This is a genomic window from Alphaproteobacteria bacterium (assembly GCA_024244705.1).
Lineage (GTDB): Bacteria > Pseudomonadota > Alphaproteobacteria > JAAEOK01 > JAAEOK01 > JAAEOK01.
On the sequence record JAAEOK010000098.1, the window covers coordinates 83,485 to 99,545 of the forward strand.

Sequence of the window (16,061 nt, forward strand, 5' to 3'; positions counted from 1 at the left end):
GCGGCGTCCGGTTTCAGGTTTTCCGTCCGCCCAGTTTCGACAGGATCACGCCGGCGACGATCAAGACGGCGCCGATGATCATGTTGGAGGTCAGGGGCTCGCCGAGGAAGATGTGGGCGTTGACGAAGGTGAATACGATGGAGAGGGTGAACAGAAGCGTCGCCGAAACGGTCGACACCCGGGCCGCCGCCTCATACCACAGATAGTAGGCGGCGGCGGTCGGAAACACGCCCAGCAATACGAGCAGCAAGATGTCATCTGTGGTCGCGTCGAACGGATAGAAGAACACCAACGGCGTCAGCACGACCGCGGACAAAATAAACACGTTGAAGAGGAAACTGATCCGCTCGATGGTGCTCACGGTCGTGCTCAAGGCCTTGCTGCTTCCCATCAGGAAAATGGCCCAGGTAAGGCCGGCGGCGACCTCGAGGATGTCGCCCTCGATCCCTTCACCTCCGACGGAAATGTCGTGCCTGACAGTAAGGTACACGCCGAGCAGGGCGATCATTGTGGCGACCACCTCCGTTCTTCCAATGCGCTCTTTCACGACCACGAACAAGAAAACCAAAACGAAGAACGGAGCCGTGTTCTCGAGCATCATCGCATTGGATGCGCTGGTGTGCTCCAAGCCGATATGAAAGAAAATGTAGTTGGTGGTGGCGCCGAAGGTCGTGATCAGGAAATTCCGGTCGGTGAAATCGATCGAAACTGGGCGCTTGTAGGCCCTCATGATGAGATACAGCACGAAGGCGGCGATATAGAGTCGCAGAACGGCGATCGTGATGCCGGGCAAGTCGCCGGTGAGATAGCGGACGATGACGCTATGCGTGCCCCAGAAAAAAGCCGCCAGGAGACCGAATAAGAAGGCTTGAACGACGAGGTTGGGCTTCATCGTGTTTGCGGTTCCCTGTATCCGGGTCGGCAATCATTGCGACGGGGACCGCCACGTAATCATGGCCCGGCGCGGGTGTCACCACCGGCGTTGGCGCGCCGATTCGCCGGGCAAGGGCAATCCACTTATCGTTGATGATGACCGGCGTCGCGAACGGACGCCGACGTTGTTTCGACCGAGGGTCGCGAAGCAGGATGGTGGAGCCGAGGGGAATCGAACCCCTGACCTCTACAATGCCATTGTAGCGCTCTCCCAACTGAGCTACGGCCCCGACCGATGGGATGGGTGCGGCGCAATGGCGCCGAAGTGCCGAGAAAATAGTGAAACGCGAGCGCCGCGCAAGGGAAAAACGCATCGGCGGTGACGCCGGGCGGGGCACGCTACTCCTTGTCTTCGGCCTCGGTGTGCTCGAGCACTTCGGCCATGTCGTCGTCATCCTCGCCGAGGTCGGAGGTATCCTCGATCACGTCATCGTCCGAATCGTCCTCGACTTCGGAAAGCTCCTCGTCATCGTCGTCATCGTCTTCGACGACAGGTTCGTCCTCGTCCGGGTCTTTGTCCGGTTTCTTGGCCTCCTCGACAGGCTTGACTTCGACCGGGGCCGGACGGGTAGTGCGCCGGCGGGTAACGAAATCGTCGGCGGCATGCTCCGATCCGCATTTCGGGCAGGTGATTGGATTCGCGCGCATGTCGTAAAACCGTGCGCCACAGCTGAGACAGATTCGCTTGGCACCCCATTCGGCTTTTGCCACCGTGATCCCTCCGAAAATGTGCTGAATGCAGAGAGGACAAGGGCGTGCCAATTGCCATGTTCGCGAGCGCCTGTCAAACCACAATCGCAGCTTTGCTCTGTCGCGATGGGCGCCAGTTTGTGATAGGGACTTCCTCGAACCAATCGGCGGCCGGCGCAAGACCGCCATCGAGCATATCCAGGGTGCCCGCCATGGCCGTTTCGGCCCAACCCAGCCAGCGACTTAGCGGTACGATCGCCGCTCCCGGTGACAAGTCGATTTCGCACCGCGCCCTTCTGCTCGGCGCCTCGGCGGTTGGCGAAACCACCATCCGCGGCCTGCTCGAAGGTCACGACGTGCTGGCCACCGCCGGCGCGCTGCGCGCCATGGGGATTTCCATCGAGCGCGAGGGGTCCGGGTTGTGGCGCGTCGTCGGGCGTGGCGTCGGTGGCCTGCGCGAAGCGGCAACCGCGCTGGACCTCGGCAATTCGGGGACCGGCGCGCGCCTGCTCATGGGCCTCGTCGCCACCCAACCGATCACCAGTATATTCATCGGCGACGAATCGCTGTCGCGGCGGCCGATGTCCCGCGTCCTCGATCCGCTGAGACAGATGGGCGCCACGGTCGGGGCCCGCGGCGGCGACCGGCTGCCGGTCACGATGACCGGCGCCGCCGCGCCCCTGCCCATCGCCTACGAGCTTCCGGTGCCATCGGCCCAGGTAAAATCCGCGATCCTGCTGGCCGGTTTGAACACGCCCGGCGAAACCGTTGTCGTCGAACCGACGCCGACCCGCGATCACACCGAACGGATGCTGGCCTATTTCGGCGCCGATCTGAAAACCGAGACCGCCGAGGACGGCGGTCGATGGACGACGCTGTTTGGCCAACCCGAGCTGGCCGCAAACGAAGTCACCGTCCCCGCCGACCCGTCGTCAGCCGCCTTCCCCACCGTCGCCGCACTGATTACGCCCGAATCGGCGATTCGCATTACCGGGGTCGGGGTCAATCCGCTGCGGACCGGGCTGTACCAGACGCTGATCGAAATGGGTGCCGATATCGAGTTCACCAACGAACGCACGCTGGCCGGTGAACCGGTGGCCGATCTCTTGGTCGCCAGCAGCGCGATGCACGGCGTCGACGTCCCGCCGCGCCGCGCCGCATCGATGATCGACGAATATCCCGTCCTCGCCGTCGCCGCTGCCTGCGCCCGCGGCACATCGACGTTCCGCGGGATCGGCGAGCTCCGGGTCAAGGAAAGCGACCGTATCGCCGCCATCGCCACCGGTCTCGCCGCCTGCGGTATCGCGACCGAGGTCGCTCCGGACAGCCTCACCATCGAGGGGTGCGGCGGACCGCCCCCCGGCGACGGCGTCGTCGAATCCCGGCTCGATCACCGCATCGCGATGGCCTTCCTGGTGCTCGGCCTGGGTGCCGCGGCGGCGGTCGCAATCGACGATGCCGACCCGATCGCCACCAGCTATCCCGATTTCACGGCGCATCTAAAGTCGCTCGGCGCCCGCATCGGCGGTTCCGAAGCCCCATGATCATCGCCGTCGATGGCCCCTCCGCCGCCGGCAAGGGCACGTTGGCGCGGCGGCTGGCAGCCCATTTCGACTATGCCTATCTCGACACCGGGTCGCTCTATCGTGCGCTCGCGCTATCGTTGCGCGCCGCCGGGACCGACCCGCAGGATGCCGACGCGGCCGCCGCTGCGGCGCGCGCGCTCGATCTCGATCTCGTGGATTCGCCGCGCCTGCGCGACGATGATATCGCCGCGGTGGCGTCGGTCGTCGCTGCCTATCCCGAGGTGCGCCGGGTGCTGAACGACGTCCAGAGGCGTTTTGCAGCGAGCCCGCCCGGCGGCAAGGCCGGCGCCGTGATCGACGGCCGCGATATCGGAACCGTGGTCTGCCCCGACGCGGACGCCAAGATATTCGTCACCGCGTCGGCCGAGGCGCGCGCCCGTCGCCGCCACAAAGAGTTGATTGACGGGGGTCAAAACAGTATATATGCCCGCGTTCTGCAGGACTTGACGGAACGCGATGCCCGCGATAGCGGGCGGGACGTGGCGCCATTGAAGGTGGCAATAGACGCTTTCATGCTGGACACCACGGACCTGGATGCAGACGCGGCCTTCGAAGCGACCCTGGCATACCTGAAATCGCGGAACGGATAGGAAATCGCCTAAGGCGGTTTCGCACCGCAGTTCCGAGCGGCGGCCGGGTATGGCCGCGGATTATTGTTGTAAGACCGCCGGATTCAACCGGCTGGCCTGAATACCGAAAGGAACGACGCCACATGAACACATCCCCGGAAACCCAGGATCCCGGCAGCGCGATGAGCGACGACGATTTCGCCGCCCTCCTCGACGACGGCTTCGATCAGAAACGCGGCTATGAGGGCCGCGTGGTCAAGGGCACCGTCATCGCCGTGGAGAACGATTTCGCCCTCATCGACGTCGGGTTGAAGTCCGAAGGGCGGGTGCCGCTGCGAGAGTTTTCCGCCCCCGGCCTGCGATCCGAAATCAAGATCGGCGACATGGTCGAGGTCTATGTCGAGCGGTTCGAGGACCGCAATGGCGAGGCCTTGCTGTCGCGCGAGCGCGCCCGCCGGGAAGAGGCATGGACGCAGCTTGAGCGGGCCTTCAAGGACAATCAGCGGGTTACCGGCGTTATCTTCGGCCGTGTCAAGGGCGGGTTCACCGTCGATTTGTCCGGCGCGGTAGCCTTTCTGCCGGGCAGCCAAGTAGACATCCGGCCGGTACGCGACATTACGCCGCTGATGAACCAGGAGCAGCCGTTCCAGATCCTCAAGATGGACCGCCAGCGGGGCAACATCGTGGTGTCGCGGCGGGCGGTGCTCGAGGAGACCCGCGCCGAGGCGCGGGCCGAGCTGATCTCCAACCTCAAGGAAGGCCAAGTGCTGACCGGTATTGTCAAGAACATCACCGATTACGGCGCCTTCGTCGACCTCGGCGGCGTCGACGGACTGCTCCATGTGACCGATATCGCCTGGCGCCGCATCAATCATCCCAGCGAGGCCTTGCAGATCGGCCAAAGCGTTCAAGTCCAGGTCATCCGGTTCAATCCGGAGACCCAGCGCATCAGCCTCGGCATGAAGCAACTCGAGGCCGATCCTTGGGATGGGGTGGTGCAGAAGTATCCGATCAGCACCAAGCTCAAGGGCCGGGTCACCAACATCACCGATTACGGCGCTTTCGTCGAATTGGAACCCGGGATCGAGGGTCTGGTCCATGTCTCGGAGATGAGCTGGACCAAAAAGAACGTGCATCCCGGCAAGATCGTCTCGACCAGTCAAGAGGTCGAGGTGATGGTGCTTGAGGTCGATTCCGAAAAGCGGCGCATCAGTCTCGGCATCAAGCAATGCCAGGAGAACCCGTGGGCCGAGTTCGCCGACAGGTTCGCCGTCGGCAGCGAGCTCGAGGGTGAGATCAAGAACATCACCGAATTCGGCCTCTTTATCGGCCTACCCGGCGACATAGACGGCATGGTTCACCTGTCCGATCTGAGCTGGGGTAAATCGGGCGACGAAGCTATCAGCGGCTTCACCAAGGGCGAAATGGTCAAGTTCAAGGTGCTCGACGTGGACCTTGAGAAGGAACGCATCAGCCTCGGCATCAAGCAGCTGAGCGACGATCCCTTCACCTCGACCACCGCCAACATCAAGAAGAACGACATCGTGACCTGCACCGTGTCCGAGGTGACGCCAGCCGGAATCGAGGTCTCTTTGGGCGACGGTGCCACCGGCTTCATCCGCAAGTCGGACCTGTCGCGCGACCGCAGCGAGCAGCGCCCGGACCGTTTCGCGGTCGGCGAGAAGGTCGATGCGGTGGTGAGCTCGGTCGATCAATCGACCCGCCGCATCACTTTGTCGATTAAGGCGAAGGAGGTGCGCGAAGAGAAAGAGGCGATGGCTCAATACGGTTCGTCTGACAGCGGCGCCAGCCTTGGCGACATTCTTGGCGCCGCGCTTAGCAAGGCCAGCGAGAATCGGGAGACCCCCGAATCGGAGGAGCCGACCGAAACCGAGGCAACCGACGACGCAGCGGAAAAGGCCGCGCCTGAGGCCGCTTCGGACGATACGGCGCCTGCGGACGCGTCCGACGAGGCCAAGGATGCGCCCGAAGAGGCCGCGGATACGCCCGAAGAAGCCAGCGATGGGCCCGAGGACGCCGAGGACGCGCCCGACGAGCCAAAAGACGCATAACCGGTACCGCGGCGGGGGCGCGGAGCGCCACGCCCCTGCCGCCCGCTCGGCCGCTACTGCGGCTCGCGAATCTGCTCCGTATGCGTCCTTTCGGCGCTGGAAAACCTTTCTTTCAGAGACACTTATGCTTGACGGTCGGGGGGCGGTCTGGCACCCTTAACACTGCCTGGAAATCCAAAAAAATCGGCGGGTCGTGGTGTGCGTTCTTGCGGTACACCGCCCGACCAGTTAGGCAAAGGGGAGTCGCATGACCAAGTCCGAGCTTATTATGCGTTTGGCTGAGCAAAACGAGCATTTGCTGCAACGTGAGGCGGAACGAATCGTATCGACGATTTTCGATGAGATCGCTGCCGCGCTGGAACGGGGCGATCGCGTGGAATTGCGGGGATTCGGGGCGTTTTCGGTCAAGCGCCGGCCGCCGCGCGTGGGCCGCAACCCGCGTACCGGAGAGACCGTGCATGTCGAGGAGAAGCATGTTCCTTTCTTTAAGACCGGCAAACAGTTAAGGGAACGTCTCAACCGCCCATGACCGGCGGCACGAAAAGGAGCGGCGCGGCCGTGCGACCATCGTGAAGCTCATAATCTGGATAATTGCCGCTATCGTGACGCTCGCGGTTACGGCCTTCGCGGTGAGCAACCGGGCGCCGGTCGAAGTTGATTTCTGGCCGCTGCCCTACGCCGCGATCCTACCCTTGTTCGCGGTTCTGCTGGTCGCCGTTGTCCTCGGATTTCTATTCGGCGCCATTACTACCTGGTGGTCGGGCCGAAAATGGCGGCGTGGCGCCCGCGAGGCACGCCGCGAGAACGATCATCTGCGGCGTGAACTCGAAGCGGTCAAGCGCGCCGCCTCGGCGACCGAGCCGGGGCGTTCACCCCTACCTTCCACGAACTCCGGTGCACCGCCCAGCCTGCCACCCAGCCGCGCCGCCCAAGGCTGATCGCAATGGAGGTCATTGTCGTCGGCGCCGGCATCATGGGCCTGGCGACCGCCTGGGCTTGCCACAGGCGCGGCGATTCGGTCCGCGTCTACGAGCAGGGCCCGATTCCCAATCCTCATGCGTCGTCCGTCGACGAGCACCGCGCGATTCGCCAAATCTACGGCGACAAGGAAGGCTATGCGCGGATGATCGGAGGCGCCTTCGAGGCCTGGGATTTGGTCTGGCAGGACCTGGACGAGCGCCTCTATGCCGAGACCGGCATCCTGACCCTGGTTCGCGGCCGCGACAGCTTTGGTTACCGATCGATCGCCACCCTGGATCGGGTTGGCATCGACTACGAGCGCCTGGAGCCGGTGGAATTGGCGGCACGGTTCCCGCTCATGCGCTTCGACGGCGTCGATTGCGGGCTCTATTTCCGTCGCGGCGGGGCATTGCTCGCCGGCCGCATCATCGAGCGCCTCGGCCACCATCTCGGCACCCGCGGCGTCACGATCCACGCCCATAGCGCGGTGACCGCGATCGGCCCGGATGCCGCCACCGTAACGCTCGCCGACGGACGGCGCGACCACGCCGACCGGTTGGTCGTCGCCGCCGGTCCGTGGGTCGGCGACCTGGTCCCGGATTTCGCGGCGCGGGTAACGCCGTCGCGCCAGATCGTGGCTTATCTGACGCCCCCCGACGACCTCGCCGCGGCCTGGGCGGCGGCACCGATATTGGTGGATATCGGGCCCGACGAAGGTCTCTATCTGGTACCACCGGTCGGCGGCACGTCGATGAAGGTCGGCGACCACGGTTTTTCCTTGTCCGGCCATCCGAGCGCGGATCGCGAAGCCGCCCCGGCGGAGACGCGCGCGATCTACCAATTGTGCCGCCGGCGAGTGGCCGATCTCGACCGCTTCCGTCTCGCTTCCGGCCGGACCTGCTTCTACACCATTTCGCCCGATGAGAATATTATCGTCGAGCCGATTGGCGACCGCGTCTGGGTAATGACCGGGTTCTCCGGCCACGGCTTCAAGTTCGGTCCGTTGTTGGGCCTGGAACTGGCCGACGCCATGGCCGGCGGGCAGGAACCGGCGGCGCTCGGCCGATGGGCGGCCGGTCTCGAAGGCGCGCGCCCGGGATGAGCGCGGGCGCCCGCATATTCTGCGCGATCGACACCGCCGATGCGGTGCGGGCGGTGGAACTCGCCGACGCGCTCTCCGATGTCGTCGGCGGGCTCAAGCTGGGGCTCGAATTCTTCGCCGCCCGCGGCCCGGCCGGCGTCGCTGCGATCGCCGAACGGCGCCTGCCCCTGTTCCTCGATCTGAAGCTCCACGACATTCCCCATACCGTGGCGGCGGCGGTCCGCGCCTGCCTCCCGATCGAGCCCTTCCTGCTGACCATTCATGCCGGCGGCGGTCCAGCGATGATCGCCGCCGCCGCCGAGGCGGCGCGCGAAGCCGCGGGTACGCGGCCGCGCATCATCGCCGTCACCGTTCTGACCAGCCTGAGTGACGACGATCTCGACCGTGTCGGACAATCCCGGCCGGCGCTCGATCAGGTCCGGCGCCTCGCCGCTCTGGCCCAGGAATCGGGCGCCGACGGGGTCGTCTGCTCGCCCCGCGAAACCGCCGCCCTGCGCCAAGATTGCGGCGAGGATTTCGTTCTCGTGGTGCCCGGTATCCGGCCGCCAGGCGCCGCGGCGGGCGACCAGAAACGGGTCACCACACCGGCCGAGGCGCTGGGTGCCGGCGCCAGCTATCTGGTCATCGGCCGTCCGATCACCGCCGCCCCGGATCCCGCCGCCGCGGCTCGCGCCATCATCGCCGGAATCGATTCGGGCAGCGGCGGGTAGTGTGGCGGTAAATGGGGTCGCTGGACGCCGCCAATCGCGCCACTTATTGTCCTGCCAGCAATTATCGGTTTAGGGGAATATTGGCGTCTACAATGGGGTCGAAATGACGCTTTCCAGTACGCCGCCCGCGGCACCGCGCTCCCTTCCCGTCGGCAGGACGGTGGCGACCATCTATCGCACGTTGCTCGACCTGGCGCCGCAGTTTCCGCGCATCGTCGTCCTGCCGATCGCGCTGTCGACCATGCTTGGCGTGTTCGACGCCCTCCTCGGTTTGGATCCTATCTTGTCGACGCTGATTTTTTTGATTCCCGGCAATATCGTCTACACCCTGTTTGCTGTCGCCTGGCACCGACTGACCCTGATCGGTGCCGAGGCCGCCCATGTCGCGTCTTGGGACCGATGCCATACGACCTTTTTTGTCTATGCGCTGGTCCTCAGCCTCCTCGACTTTGTCTTCTTGTTGCCCGGCATTGTCGGACCGGACGGCACGGATTCGGCCGAGATTGCCATGCTGGTACTGCTGTGGACTTTTGCTCTAATGCCCCTGACATTGTTCCTGCTGGTCCGTCTATCGTTCGTATTCCCGGCCGCCGCGGTCGGTGAATCGTTCGGATTCGCCGATTCATGGCGCACCACGCGGGGCCGGTTTTGGCGAATCTCCGCCATTTCAATTCTGGTCGGATTGCCCTTCATAATTGCGATAATGGCCTTCATGGCCGCGGATCCGACGGTCTTCGACGGTGCGGCCGGCGAAGAGATCAGGGCCGCGCCGCCGCTTTCCCTCGGAGTCATTTTCGAACAGGCAATCGGTGCCCTGGCCGGTTACGCGTTCATTGCCACCGCGGTAACCGGCCTGTCGATCACCTTCCGTACCTGCACCGGCTGGATCGCGGCGGCACCGCCAACGACGCCGCCCGCGACCACCTAGAGCCTTTTGGCATCGAGCGCGCTATATGGAATGATGGGCGGGCGACGATCAGCCCATTCCGGTGGAGCCGAATCCCATGACAGTGACCTCTACGCCGCCGCCGACCGGGCGGAAACTCGCCATCGGCGAGATATTCAGCAACACCTATGGCACCTGCTGGCGGTTGATCGGCAAGCTCCCGGGCGTCGCCGCCTGGCCGTTCCTGATTGCGATCGTCGCCTTCGCGGTGCCCCTGGTCATGCTCTACAGCCCGGCGGCGGTGAGCGCTTCGACGATCTTTGAGATCGCCCACTATCTGATTATGGCGATGTCGTACACGCTGTTCGCGGTCGCCTGGCACCGTCTAGTGCTGCTCGCCAGCGCGGCGGAGACGAGTTCCCCGATGGCGTGGCGGCGCCGGCACACGGTGTTTTTCGGCTACCAGATTCTGCTCTACGTGGTGATGGTCGTGCTGACCCTGCCGGTCACCGTATTCATGGCGACTTTGGTCGAGCCGTCGCCAGGCGGAGAGCCCGGGATATCACCGGAATCCATGGAGACGGTGTTCACCATCCTGCCGATCATGTTCGTCGCGCTCCTCGTCTTCTATTATGTTTTTTTCCGGCTTTGTTTCGTGTTTCCGGCCTGCGCCGTCGGCGAGCGTTACGGTTTGGCCGATTCGTGGCGCCACACCCGGGGCAACGGTTGGCGCCTCATCATCATCTCGATATTGGTCAATTTGGCGATGGTTGTGGTCCTGGTGCCGGTGGTCTCCGTTCTCGTCGCACTGATTTCGGTCGTCGCCTATTCCGGCGCCCAGGGCGGTGACGCGGCGATCATCGTGTCGGCGCTGGTCATCGGCGGCGTCTATACCATCGCCGCGTTCGTCGCCTTGGCCCTCAACGTGACATTGATCTCGCTTTCCTTCCGCGCCGCCACCGGTTGGGTGCCGGGACCGCCGGCCGCGGCGCCGGCGGTGTGGTCGAACGGCAATGGCGGCGCATGACCGTGGCGGCCAAAATCTGCGGCATCAACGACGCCGCCGCGATGAACGCGGCGGTGAGCGGCGGCGCGCGCGCCGTCGGCCTCGTTTTCTATGCGCCATCGCCACGCTACGTGACACCGGCCCAGGCCGCCGCGTTGGCCGGCACGGTACCGGAGACGGTGGACAAGGTCGGCCTCTTGGTCGACGAGGAAGATGACGTCATCGCCGCCATTCTCGACGCGATCGGTCTCGATCTGCTGCAACTCCATGGCAGCGAGTCGCCGGACCGTGTCGCCGCCATCAAGTCCCGGTTCGGCCTGCCGGTGATGAAGGCGGTCAAGGTCGCGGGCGCGGCCGACCTCGAGCGGGTTGCCGCCTACGAGGCCGTCGCCGACCGTATCCTGTTCGATGCCAAGCCGCCCACGGAGATGACCGACGCCTTGCCCGGAGGCAATGCGTTGTCGTTCGACTGGCACCTCCTCGACGGGCGCGCCTGGGCCTTGCCGTGGATGCTGTCGGGCGGGCTCGACGCGGCCAACGTGGCCGCCGCGGTGCGCATCAGCGGCGCCACCTACGTCGATGTCTCGTCGGGGGTCGAGGACCGGCCCGGGGTCAAGAATCCGGAGAAGATTCGCGAGTTTCTCGCCATCGTCGCGAGTCTTTGACCTTTCCTTCGGCCTGTGCTTCATTCCGCCGCCAGAGCGATCACCCTGGCGGAGCGCCATGCCAGCACAGATGAACACCTACCGGGCCGGACCGGACGAGCGCGGTCATTTCGGCATTTATGGCGGCCGATACGTCGCCGAGACGCTGATGCCGCTGGTGCTGGCGGTCGGCGCCGCCTATGAAAAAGCGAAGGCCGACGCCGCGTTTCAGGACGAATTCGCGCGCTACCTGCGCGACTATGTCGGGCGGCCCAACCCGCTCTATCACGCGGCACGGGCGAGCGCTCATTTCGGCGGCGCCAAGATCTACTTCAAGCGCGACGAGCTCAACCATACCGGCGCTCACAAGATCAACAATTGTCTCGGCCAGGTGCTGCTCGCCAAACGCATGGGCAAGACCAGGATCATCGCCGAGACCGGGGCCGGCCAGCACGGCGTCGCGACGGCCACGGTGGCGGCGTTGTTCGACCTGCCGTGCACCGTCTATATGGGCGAGGTCGATATCGCCCGGCAATCTCCCAACGTCTTCCGCATGAAGCTTCTCGGCGCCGAAGTGGTGCCGGTGACCAGCGGCAGCGCCACCCTCAAGGATGCTCTCAACGAGGCGATGCGTGATTGGGTGGCCCACGTCGACGACACGTTCTATGTCATCGGTACGGTTGCCGGGCCGCATCCCTATCCGGCGATGGTGCGCGACTTCCAGTCGGTGATCGGCAACGAAGTGCGCGAACAGATTCTCGAATTGGAAGGCCGCCTGCCCGATACCCTGGTCGCCTGCATCGGCGGCGGGTCGAACGCGATGGGGCTGTTCCATCCCTTCCTCGACGAGCCCGACATCGCCATGATCGGTGTCGAGGCGGCGGGCTTCGGCCTCGACAGCGGCAAGCACGCGGCCTCGCTCACCGGCGGCCGTCCCGGCGTCCTGCACGGCAACCGCACCTATCTGCTGCAGAACGCCGACGGCCAAATCCAGGAGGCGCATTCGATATCGGCCGGTCTCGACTACCCCGGCATCGGCCCCGAGCACGCCTGGCTCCACGACACCGGCCGCGTCAGTTACGTCGCCGTTACCGACGACGAGGCGCTGGCGGCGTTCCAGCATTGCTCCCGGCTCGAGGGCATCATTCCCGCGCTCGAGCCGGCCCATGCCTTCGCCCAGGTGGCCAAGATCGCGCCACAGCTACCGCCCGACCATCTCATTGTGATGAATATGTGCGGACGCGGCGACAAGGACGTGTTCACCGTCGCCGAGGCGCTGGGAGTGACCCTGTGAACGAACGCCTCGCGCGCCGCTTCGCGGCCCTTGAAGCGGAGGGCCGCGGTGGCCTTATCCTTTTCATCACCGCCGGCGACCCCGACCGTGAGACCTCGGCGTCCATTCTCAAAGGGCTCGCGGCAGCGGGCGCCGACGTTATCGAGCTCGGCATGCCGTTCTCCGACCCGATGGCGGACGGTCCGGCGATTCAGGCCGCCGGGTCGCGCGCCCTCAAGGCCGGCGCCGACATGCGCCAAACGCTCGACTTGGCACGCGAGTTTCGCGCTGCGGACGACGAAACACCGGTCGTCCTGATGGGCTATTACAATCCGATTTATGCATATGGCGTCGCGGCCTTCACGGCCGACGCCGCGGCGGCCGGAATCGACGGCCTGATCATCGTCGATTTGCCGCCGGAGGAAGAGGATGAGCTGGCACCGGTGGCGCGGCAGGCCGGCATCGACATGATCCGGCTGATCGCGCCGACCACCGACGACGCCCGCCTGCGCACCGTCCTCCAGGGGGCCGATGGCTTTGCCTATTACGTCTCGGTCACCGGCGTCACCGGTACCGTATCCGCGGTCGAGGCGGATATCGAACAGGGCATCGCGCAGCTACGGGGAATCACCGAATTGCCGATCGCCATCGGCTTCGGCATCAAGACGCCCGACCAGACCGCCGCCATGGCCCGGCTCGGCGATGCCGCGGTGGTCGGCTCGGCACTCGTCCAGCGTATCGCCGACGGCCTCGACGCGGAGGGCAGGCCAGAACCGGATCTGGTCCAAAATGTGCTAGGATTCGCAGCCCAACTCGGGGCTGCGGTCCGCGGCGGCAATGGCTCCGGTTAGTGTGATCGTCACGCGGTCGCGAATCGACCCGGCACGGAAGCGAAGATGAACTGGCTCACCAATTTTGTCCGTCCCCGAATCCGCGCCTTGGTCAGCAAGACCGAAGTGCCCGAGAACCTGTGGGAGAAGTGCCCCGGCTGCGAGCAGATGCTGTTCCATCGCGAGCTGGAGGCCAATCTACGGGTCTGCCAGCACTGCAACTACCACATGCGGATCGGCGCCGCGAAGCGTCTTGATATGCTATTCGACGACGCGACCTACGCACTCATCGAGATGCCCAAGGTCGAGCCCGACCCGCTCAAATTCCGCGACCGCAGGCGTTACAGCGAACGGCTGAAAGATGCCCAGGCCAAGACCGGACATTCCGACGCCCTGATTGCGGCCCAAGGTACCATCGGCGGCATACAGTCGGTTCTCGCGGTTCTCAATTTCGAATTTCTCGGCGGATCGATGGGGCTGGCCGTCGGCGAAGGTTTGTTGACGGCGGCCCGCCAAGCGGTGGCGTTGAAGGCGCCCTTCATCGTCATCTCTGCCTCGGGCGGCGCGCGGATGCAGGAAGGGATCCTCTCGCTCATGCAAATGCCGCGCACGGTGATCGCCGTCAATCAAGTGCGGGATGCGGACCTGCCCTATATCGTCATCCTGGCCGACCCGACGACCGGCGGCGTATCGGCATCGTTTGCCATGCTTGGCGATATCACCATCGCCGAGCCGGGCGCGGTGGTCGGATTTGCCGGCTCGCGGGTCATCGAGGAGACCATTCGCGAAAAGCTGCCCGACGGATTCCAGCGCGCCGAGTATCTGCTCGACCACGGCATTGTCGACATGGTGGTCGATCGCCACAAAATGCGCGACACGATGATCCGGCTGCTTGGTTTCCTCACCCCGCAGGACATCATCGCCCTGCCGGCGATGAAGTCGGAGCGGAAGACGAAACCGGACGCGAAACTGGAGCCTCGCGCCGCGGACACCGCCATCGCCTCTGAGCCCGAGGGGGAAGAGAGCTGAAGCTCGACACGCTTCCCAATGCGGCGGCTCGCCGCGACATCGTGCTGGACCGCCTGTTGGCGCTGCACCCCAAGATTATTGATTTATCACTCGACCGCGTCCACCGCCTGCTCGACGCCCTCGACAACCCGCACCATCATCTGCCGCCGGTGGTGCATGTCTCCGGCACCAACGGCAAGGGATCGGTGCTCGCCTATTTGCGTGCGATTCTGAGCGCCGCCGGCTATCGCGTGCACGTCTACACGTCGCCCCATCTGGTTCGATTCAACGAGCGCATCGTTCTCGCCGGAACGACGATCGAAGACGAATATTTGATCGAACTGCTGGACGAAGCCGAGCGGGCCAACTTCGACCAACCGATCACCTTCTTCGAGATCACCACAATTGCGGCGATGTTGGGGTTCGCGCGTAATCCGGCCGACATTCTGTTGCTGGAAACCGGACTCGGCGGGCGCCTCGACGCGACCAACGTGATCGACCGGCCGGCGCTTACCGCCCTGACCCCGGTGAGCCTCGACCACCAGCAATATCTCGGCGACACCTTGACCCAGATCGCGGCCGAGAAAGCCGGTATTCTGAAGCCGGGTGTGACCGCGGTGATCGGCCCGCAGCCAGCCGAGGTCCTGTCGCTGATCGATGACCGCGCCGCCATGCTCGGCGCCCCGGTTTCCGCCTATGGCCGCGATTGGACGGTGTCCGAAGCCGGCCCCGGGTTTCGTTTCGACGGCTCCGAGTGGCGGCTTAGTCTGCCCAGTCCGGCCCTCCCCGGGGGCCATCAAATCGCCAACGCGGCGACCGCGATCGCCTGCCTCGAACACCTCCCTGCCTTCACCGTTCCGGCGACCGCGATCCGCCAGGGCCTGTCTCAGACGGTTTGGCCGGGCCGCCTCCAGCGCCTCGATCACGGACCGCTGGTCGGCACCCTACCGCCGGGTTGGGCGCTGTGGCTCGACGGCGGACATAACGAAGACGCAGCCCGCGCCTTGGTCGGAACCCTGGTGCGATGGAACGACTGCCCGCTCGATCTCGTTGTCGGCATGATCGACAGCAAGGACCCGCGCGCTTTCCTGGCGCCTTTCGCCAAAATCGCCCGGCGCGCCTATGCGGTGACCATTCCCGGTCAGAGCGCGGCTATCGCCGCCGACGACCTGGTCCGCGCCGCCGCCGATTGCGGCCTCGAGGCGGCGCCCGCGGCGACCGTGGCCGACGCCGTGCGCGGGCTTGTCGCCGCCAACGATACGCCGGCGCGGATCCTCATTTGCGGCTCGCTCTACCTGGCCGGCGCGGTGCTCGGTGAGAACGCGTAATTCTGTCCGAGGGTCCGTTAGAGTCGATTTCTTGGCTTCGCGCCACGCCCGGAGCGGGGTAGGCGGGACTCAGATCGCGGACTCGACCCAGTCGTAAAGCTGGCTCTTGGGCACGCTGCCGACCTTGGTCGCCGCCACCTGCCCGTCCTTGAACATCATCAGGGTCGGGATGCCGCGCACGCCATATTTTTGCGGCGTGGTCGGGTTCTCGTCGATGTTCAACTTGGCGACGGTGACTTTTTCCGAAAGATCGCGCGCGAGATCCTCGAGCGCGGGCGCGATCTGAAGACAGGGACCGCACCACTCGGCCCAGAAATCCACGATCACCGGCCCGGACGCGTTGAGGACATCGTTCTCAAAGCTGTCATCCGTCACTTTCGTCGTTGTCATCGCGATTCCCCCGGATGGAATAGTGGCGCGGTGAGGACATATCCGTTCCGCTTATCAGAAATCTAAGAAGGCGC

17 protein-coding genes and 1 tRNA gene are annotated in these 16,061 nt (G+C 64.9%); 14 read left to right on the forward strand and 4 right to left on the reverse strand.

What is annotated here, in order from left to right:
• Positions 1-13: 13 nt before the first annotated feature.
• The 3 genes from GY791_18395 to GY791_18405 all read right to left on the reverse strand — a co-directional run bounded on the left by GY791_18395 (position 14) and on the right by GY791_18405 (position 1,644).
• Positions 14-892, reverse strand: coding sequence for an EamA family transporter (locus tag GY791_18395; protein MCP4330398.1), 879 nt, complete (start codon positions 890-892; stop codon positions 14-16).
• 195 nt (positions 893-1,087) lie between these two features.
• Positions 1,088-1,163, reverse strand: a tRNA-Ala gene (locus GY791_18400).
• Between the two features lie 109 nt (positions 1,164-1,272).
• Positions 1,273-1,644, reverse strand: coding sequence for a TIGR02300 family protein (locus GY791_18405; protein MCP4330399.1), 372 nt, complete (start codon positions 1,642-1,644; stop codon positions 1,273-1,275).
• Between the two features lie 191 nt (positions 1,645-1,835).
• On the opposite strand from GY791_18405, the gene aroA reads away from it, so the two are divergent.
• The 14 genes from aroA to GY791_18475 all read left to right on the forward strand — a co-directional run bounded on the left by aroA (position 1,836) and on the right by GY791_18475 (position 15,597).
• The gene (gene aroA, locus GY791_18410; GenBank protein ID MCP4330400.1) at positions 1,836-3,167 is read left to right on the forward strand and encodes a 3-phosphoshikimate 1-carboxyvinyltransferase; all 1,332 of its coding nucleotides are present in this window, start codon (positions 1,836-1,838) and stop codon (positions 3,165-3,167) included.
• Positions 3,164-3,799, forward strand: coding sequence for a (d)CMP kinase (locus tag GY791_18415; protein ID MCP4330401.1), 636 nt, complete (start codon positions 3,164-3,166; stop codon positions 3,797-3,799). The genes aroA and GY791_18415 overlap by 4 nt, the downstream gene beginning before the upstream one ends.
• 122 nt (positions 3,800-3,921) lie before the next feature.
• Entirely contained in the window at positions 3,922-5,850 is a 1,929-nt protein-coding gene (rpsA, locus tag GY791_18420) for a 30S ribosomal protein S1 (GenBank protein ID MCP4330402.1), read from the forward strand.
• 247 nt (positions 5,851-6,097) lie between these two features.
• A complete protein-coding gene (locus GY791_18425) occupies positions 6,098-6,379 on the forward strand; it encodes an integration host factor subunit beta (protein MCP4330403.1) in 282 nt (93 codons plus the stop codon).
• Between the two features lie 40 nt (positions 6,380-6,419).
• Positions 6,420-6,788, forward strand: coding sequence for a LapA family protein (locus GY791_18430; GenBank protein ID MCP4330404.1), 369 nt, complete (start codon positions 6,420-6,422; stop codon positions 6,786-6,788).
• Positions 6,789-6,793: 5 nt separating this feature from the next.
• Positions 6,794-7,912, forward strand: coding sequence for an FAD-dependent oxidoreductase (locus GY791_18435; protein MCP4330405.1), 1,119 nt, complete (start codon positions 6,794-6,796; stop codon positions 7,910-7,912).
• The gene (pyrF, locus tag GY791_18440) at positions 7,909-8,622 is read left to right on the forward strand and encodes an orotidine-5'-phosphate decarboxylase (protein ID MCP4330406.1); all 714 of its coding nucleotides are present in this window, start codon (positions 7,909-7,911) and stop codon (positions 8,620-8,622) included. The genes GY791_18435 and pyrF overlap by 4 nt, the downstream gene beginning before the upstream one ends.
• A gap of 103 nt (positions 8,623-8,725) precedes the next feature.
• A complete protein-coding gene (locus tag GY791_18445; protein ID MCP4330407.1) occupies positions 8,726-9,550 on the forward strand; it encodes a hypothetical protein in 825 nt (274 codons plus the stop codon).
• A gap of 76 nt (positions 9,551-9,626) precedes the next feature.
• A complete protein-coding gene (locus GY791_18450; protein ID MCP4330408.1) occupies positions 9,627-10,535 on the forward strand; it encodes a hypothetical protein in 909 nt (302 codons plus the stop codon).
• Complete coding sequence (locus tag GY791_18455) at positions 10,532-11,179, forward strand: phosphoribosylanthranilate isomerase (protein MCP4330409.1); 648 nt, start codon at positions 10,532-10,534, stop codon at positions 11,177-11,179. Before GY791_18450 ends, GY791_18455 begins: the two co-directional genes overlap by 4 nt.
• A gap of 58 nt (positions 11,180-11,237) precedes the next feature.
• On the forward strand, positions 11,238-12,452 hold the full coding sequence (gene trpB / locus GY791_18460) for a tryptophan synthase subunit beta (protein MCP4330410.1): 1,215 nt from the start codon (positions 11,238-11,240) through the stop codon (positions 12,450-12,452).
• Positions 12,449-13,282, forward strand: coding sequence for a tryptophan synthase subunit alpha (locus GY791_18465; protein ID MCP4330411.1), 834 nt, complete (start codon positions 12,449-12,451; stop codon positions 13,280-13,282). The genes trpB and GY791_18465 overlap by 4 nt, the downstream gene beginning before the upstream one ends.
• A gap of 45 nt (positions 13,283-13,327) precedes the next feature.
• Positions 13,328-14,290, forward strand: coding sequence for an acetyl-CoA carboxylase carboxyltransferase subunit beta (locus GY791_18470; GenBank protein ID MCP4330412.1), 963 nt, complete (start codon positions 13,328-13,330; stop codon positions 14,288-14,290).
• Positions 14,287-15,597: a bifunctional folylpolyglutamate synthase/dihydrofolate synthase gene (locus GY791_18475; protein ID MCP4330413.1), complete on the forward strand. Its 1,311-nt coding sequence runs from the start codon at positions 14,287-14,289 to the stop codon at positions 15,595-15,597. The genes GY791_18470 and GY791_18475 overlap by 4 nt, the downstream gene beginning before the upstream one ends.
• A gap of 69 nt (positions 15,598-15,666) precedes the next feature.
• Here the strand turns inward: GY791_18475 and trxA are convergent, their stop codons facing one another.
• The gene (trxA, locus tag GY791_18480; GenBank protein ID MCP4330414.1) at positions 15,667-15,987 is read right to left on the reverse strand and encodes a thioredoxin TrxA; all 321 of its coding nucleotides are present in this window, start codon (positions 15,985-15,987) and stop codon (positions 15,667-15,669) included.
• Between the last annotated feature and the right edge of the window lie 74 nt (positions 15,988-16,061).

What these genes read in the sequence shown, in the direction of transcription:
- GY791_18435 (MCP4330405.1), top strand. Translation starts at nt 6,794, where the DNA reads ATGGAGGTCATTGTCGTCGGCGCCGGCATCATGGGCCTGGCGACCGCC.
- GY791_18455 (MCP4330409.1), top strand. Translation starts at nt 10,532, where the DNA reads ATGACCGTGGCGGCCAAAATCTGCGGCATCAACGACGCCGCCGCGATG.
- GY791_18470 (MCP4330412.1), top strand. Translation starts at nt 13,328, where the DNA reads ATGAACTGGCTCACCAATTTTGTCCGTCCCCGAATCCGCGCCTTGGTC.
- trxA (MCP4330414.1), bottom strand. Translation starts at nt 15,987, where the DNA reads ATGACAACGACGAAAGTGACGGATGACAGCTTTGAGAACGATGTCCTC.
- GY791_18450 (MCP4330408.1), top strand. Translation starts at nt 9,627, where the DNA reads ATGACAGTGACCTCTACGCCGCCGCCGACCGGGCGGAAACTCGCCATC.
- GY791_18395 (MCP4330398.1), bottom strand. Translation starts at nt 892, where the DNA reads ATGAAGCCCAACCTCGTCGTTCAAGCCTTCTTATTCGGTCTCCTGGCG.
- aroA (MCP4330400.1), top strand. Translation starts at nt 1,836, where the DNA reads ATGGCCGTTTCGGCCCAACCCAGCCAGCGACTTAGCGGTACGATCGCC.
- pyrF (MCP4330406.1), top strand. Translation starts at nt 7,909, where the DNA reads ATGAGCGCGGGCGCCCGCATATTCTGCGCGATCGACACCGCCGATGCG.
- GY791_18425 (MCP4330403.1), top strand. Translation starts at nt 6,098, where the DNA reads ATGACCAAGTCCGAGCTTATTATGCGTTTGGCTGAGCAAAACGAGCAT.
- GY791_18445 (MCP4330407.1), top strand. Translation starts at nt 8,726, where the DNA reads ATGACGCTTTCCAGTACGCCGCCCGCGGCACCGCGCTCCCTTCCCGTC.
- trpB (MCP4330410.1), top strand. Translation starts at nt 11,238, where the DNA reads ATGCCAGCACAGATGAACACCTACCGGGCCGGACCGGACGAGCGCGGT.
- rpsA (MCP4330402.1), top strand. Translation starts at nt 3,922, where the DNA reads ATGAACACATCCCCGGAAACCCAGGATCCCGGCAGCGCGATGAGCGAC.
- GY791_18415 (MCP4330401.1), top strand. Translation starts at nt 3,164, where the DNA reads ATGATCATCGCCGTCGATGGCCCCTCCGCCGCCGGCAAGGGCACGTTG.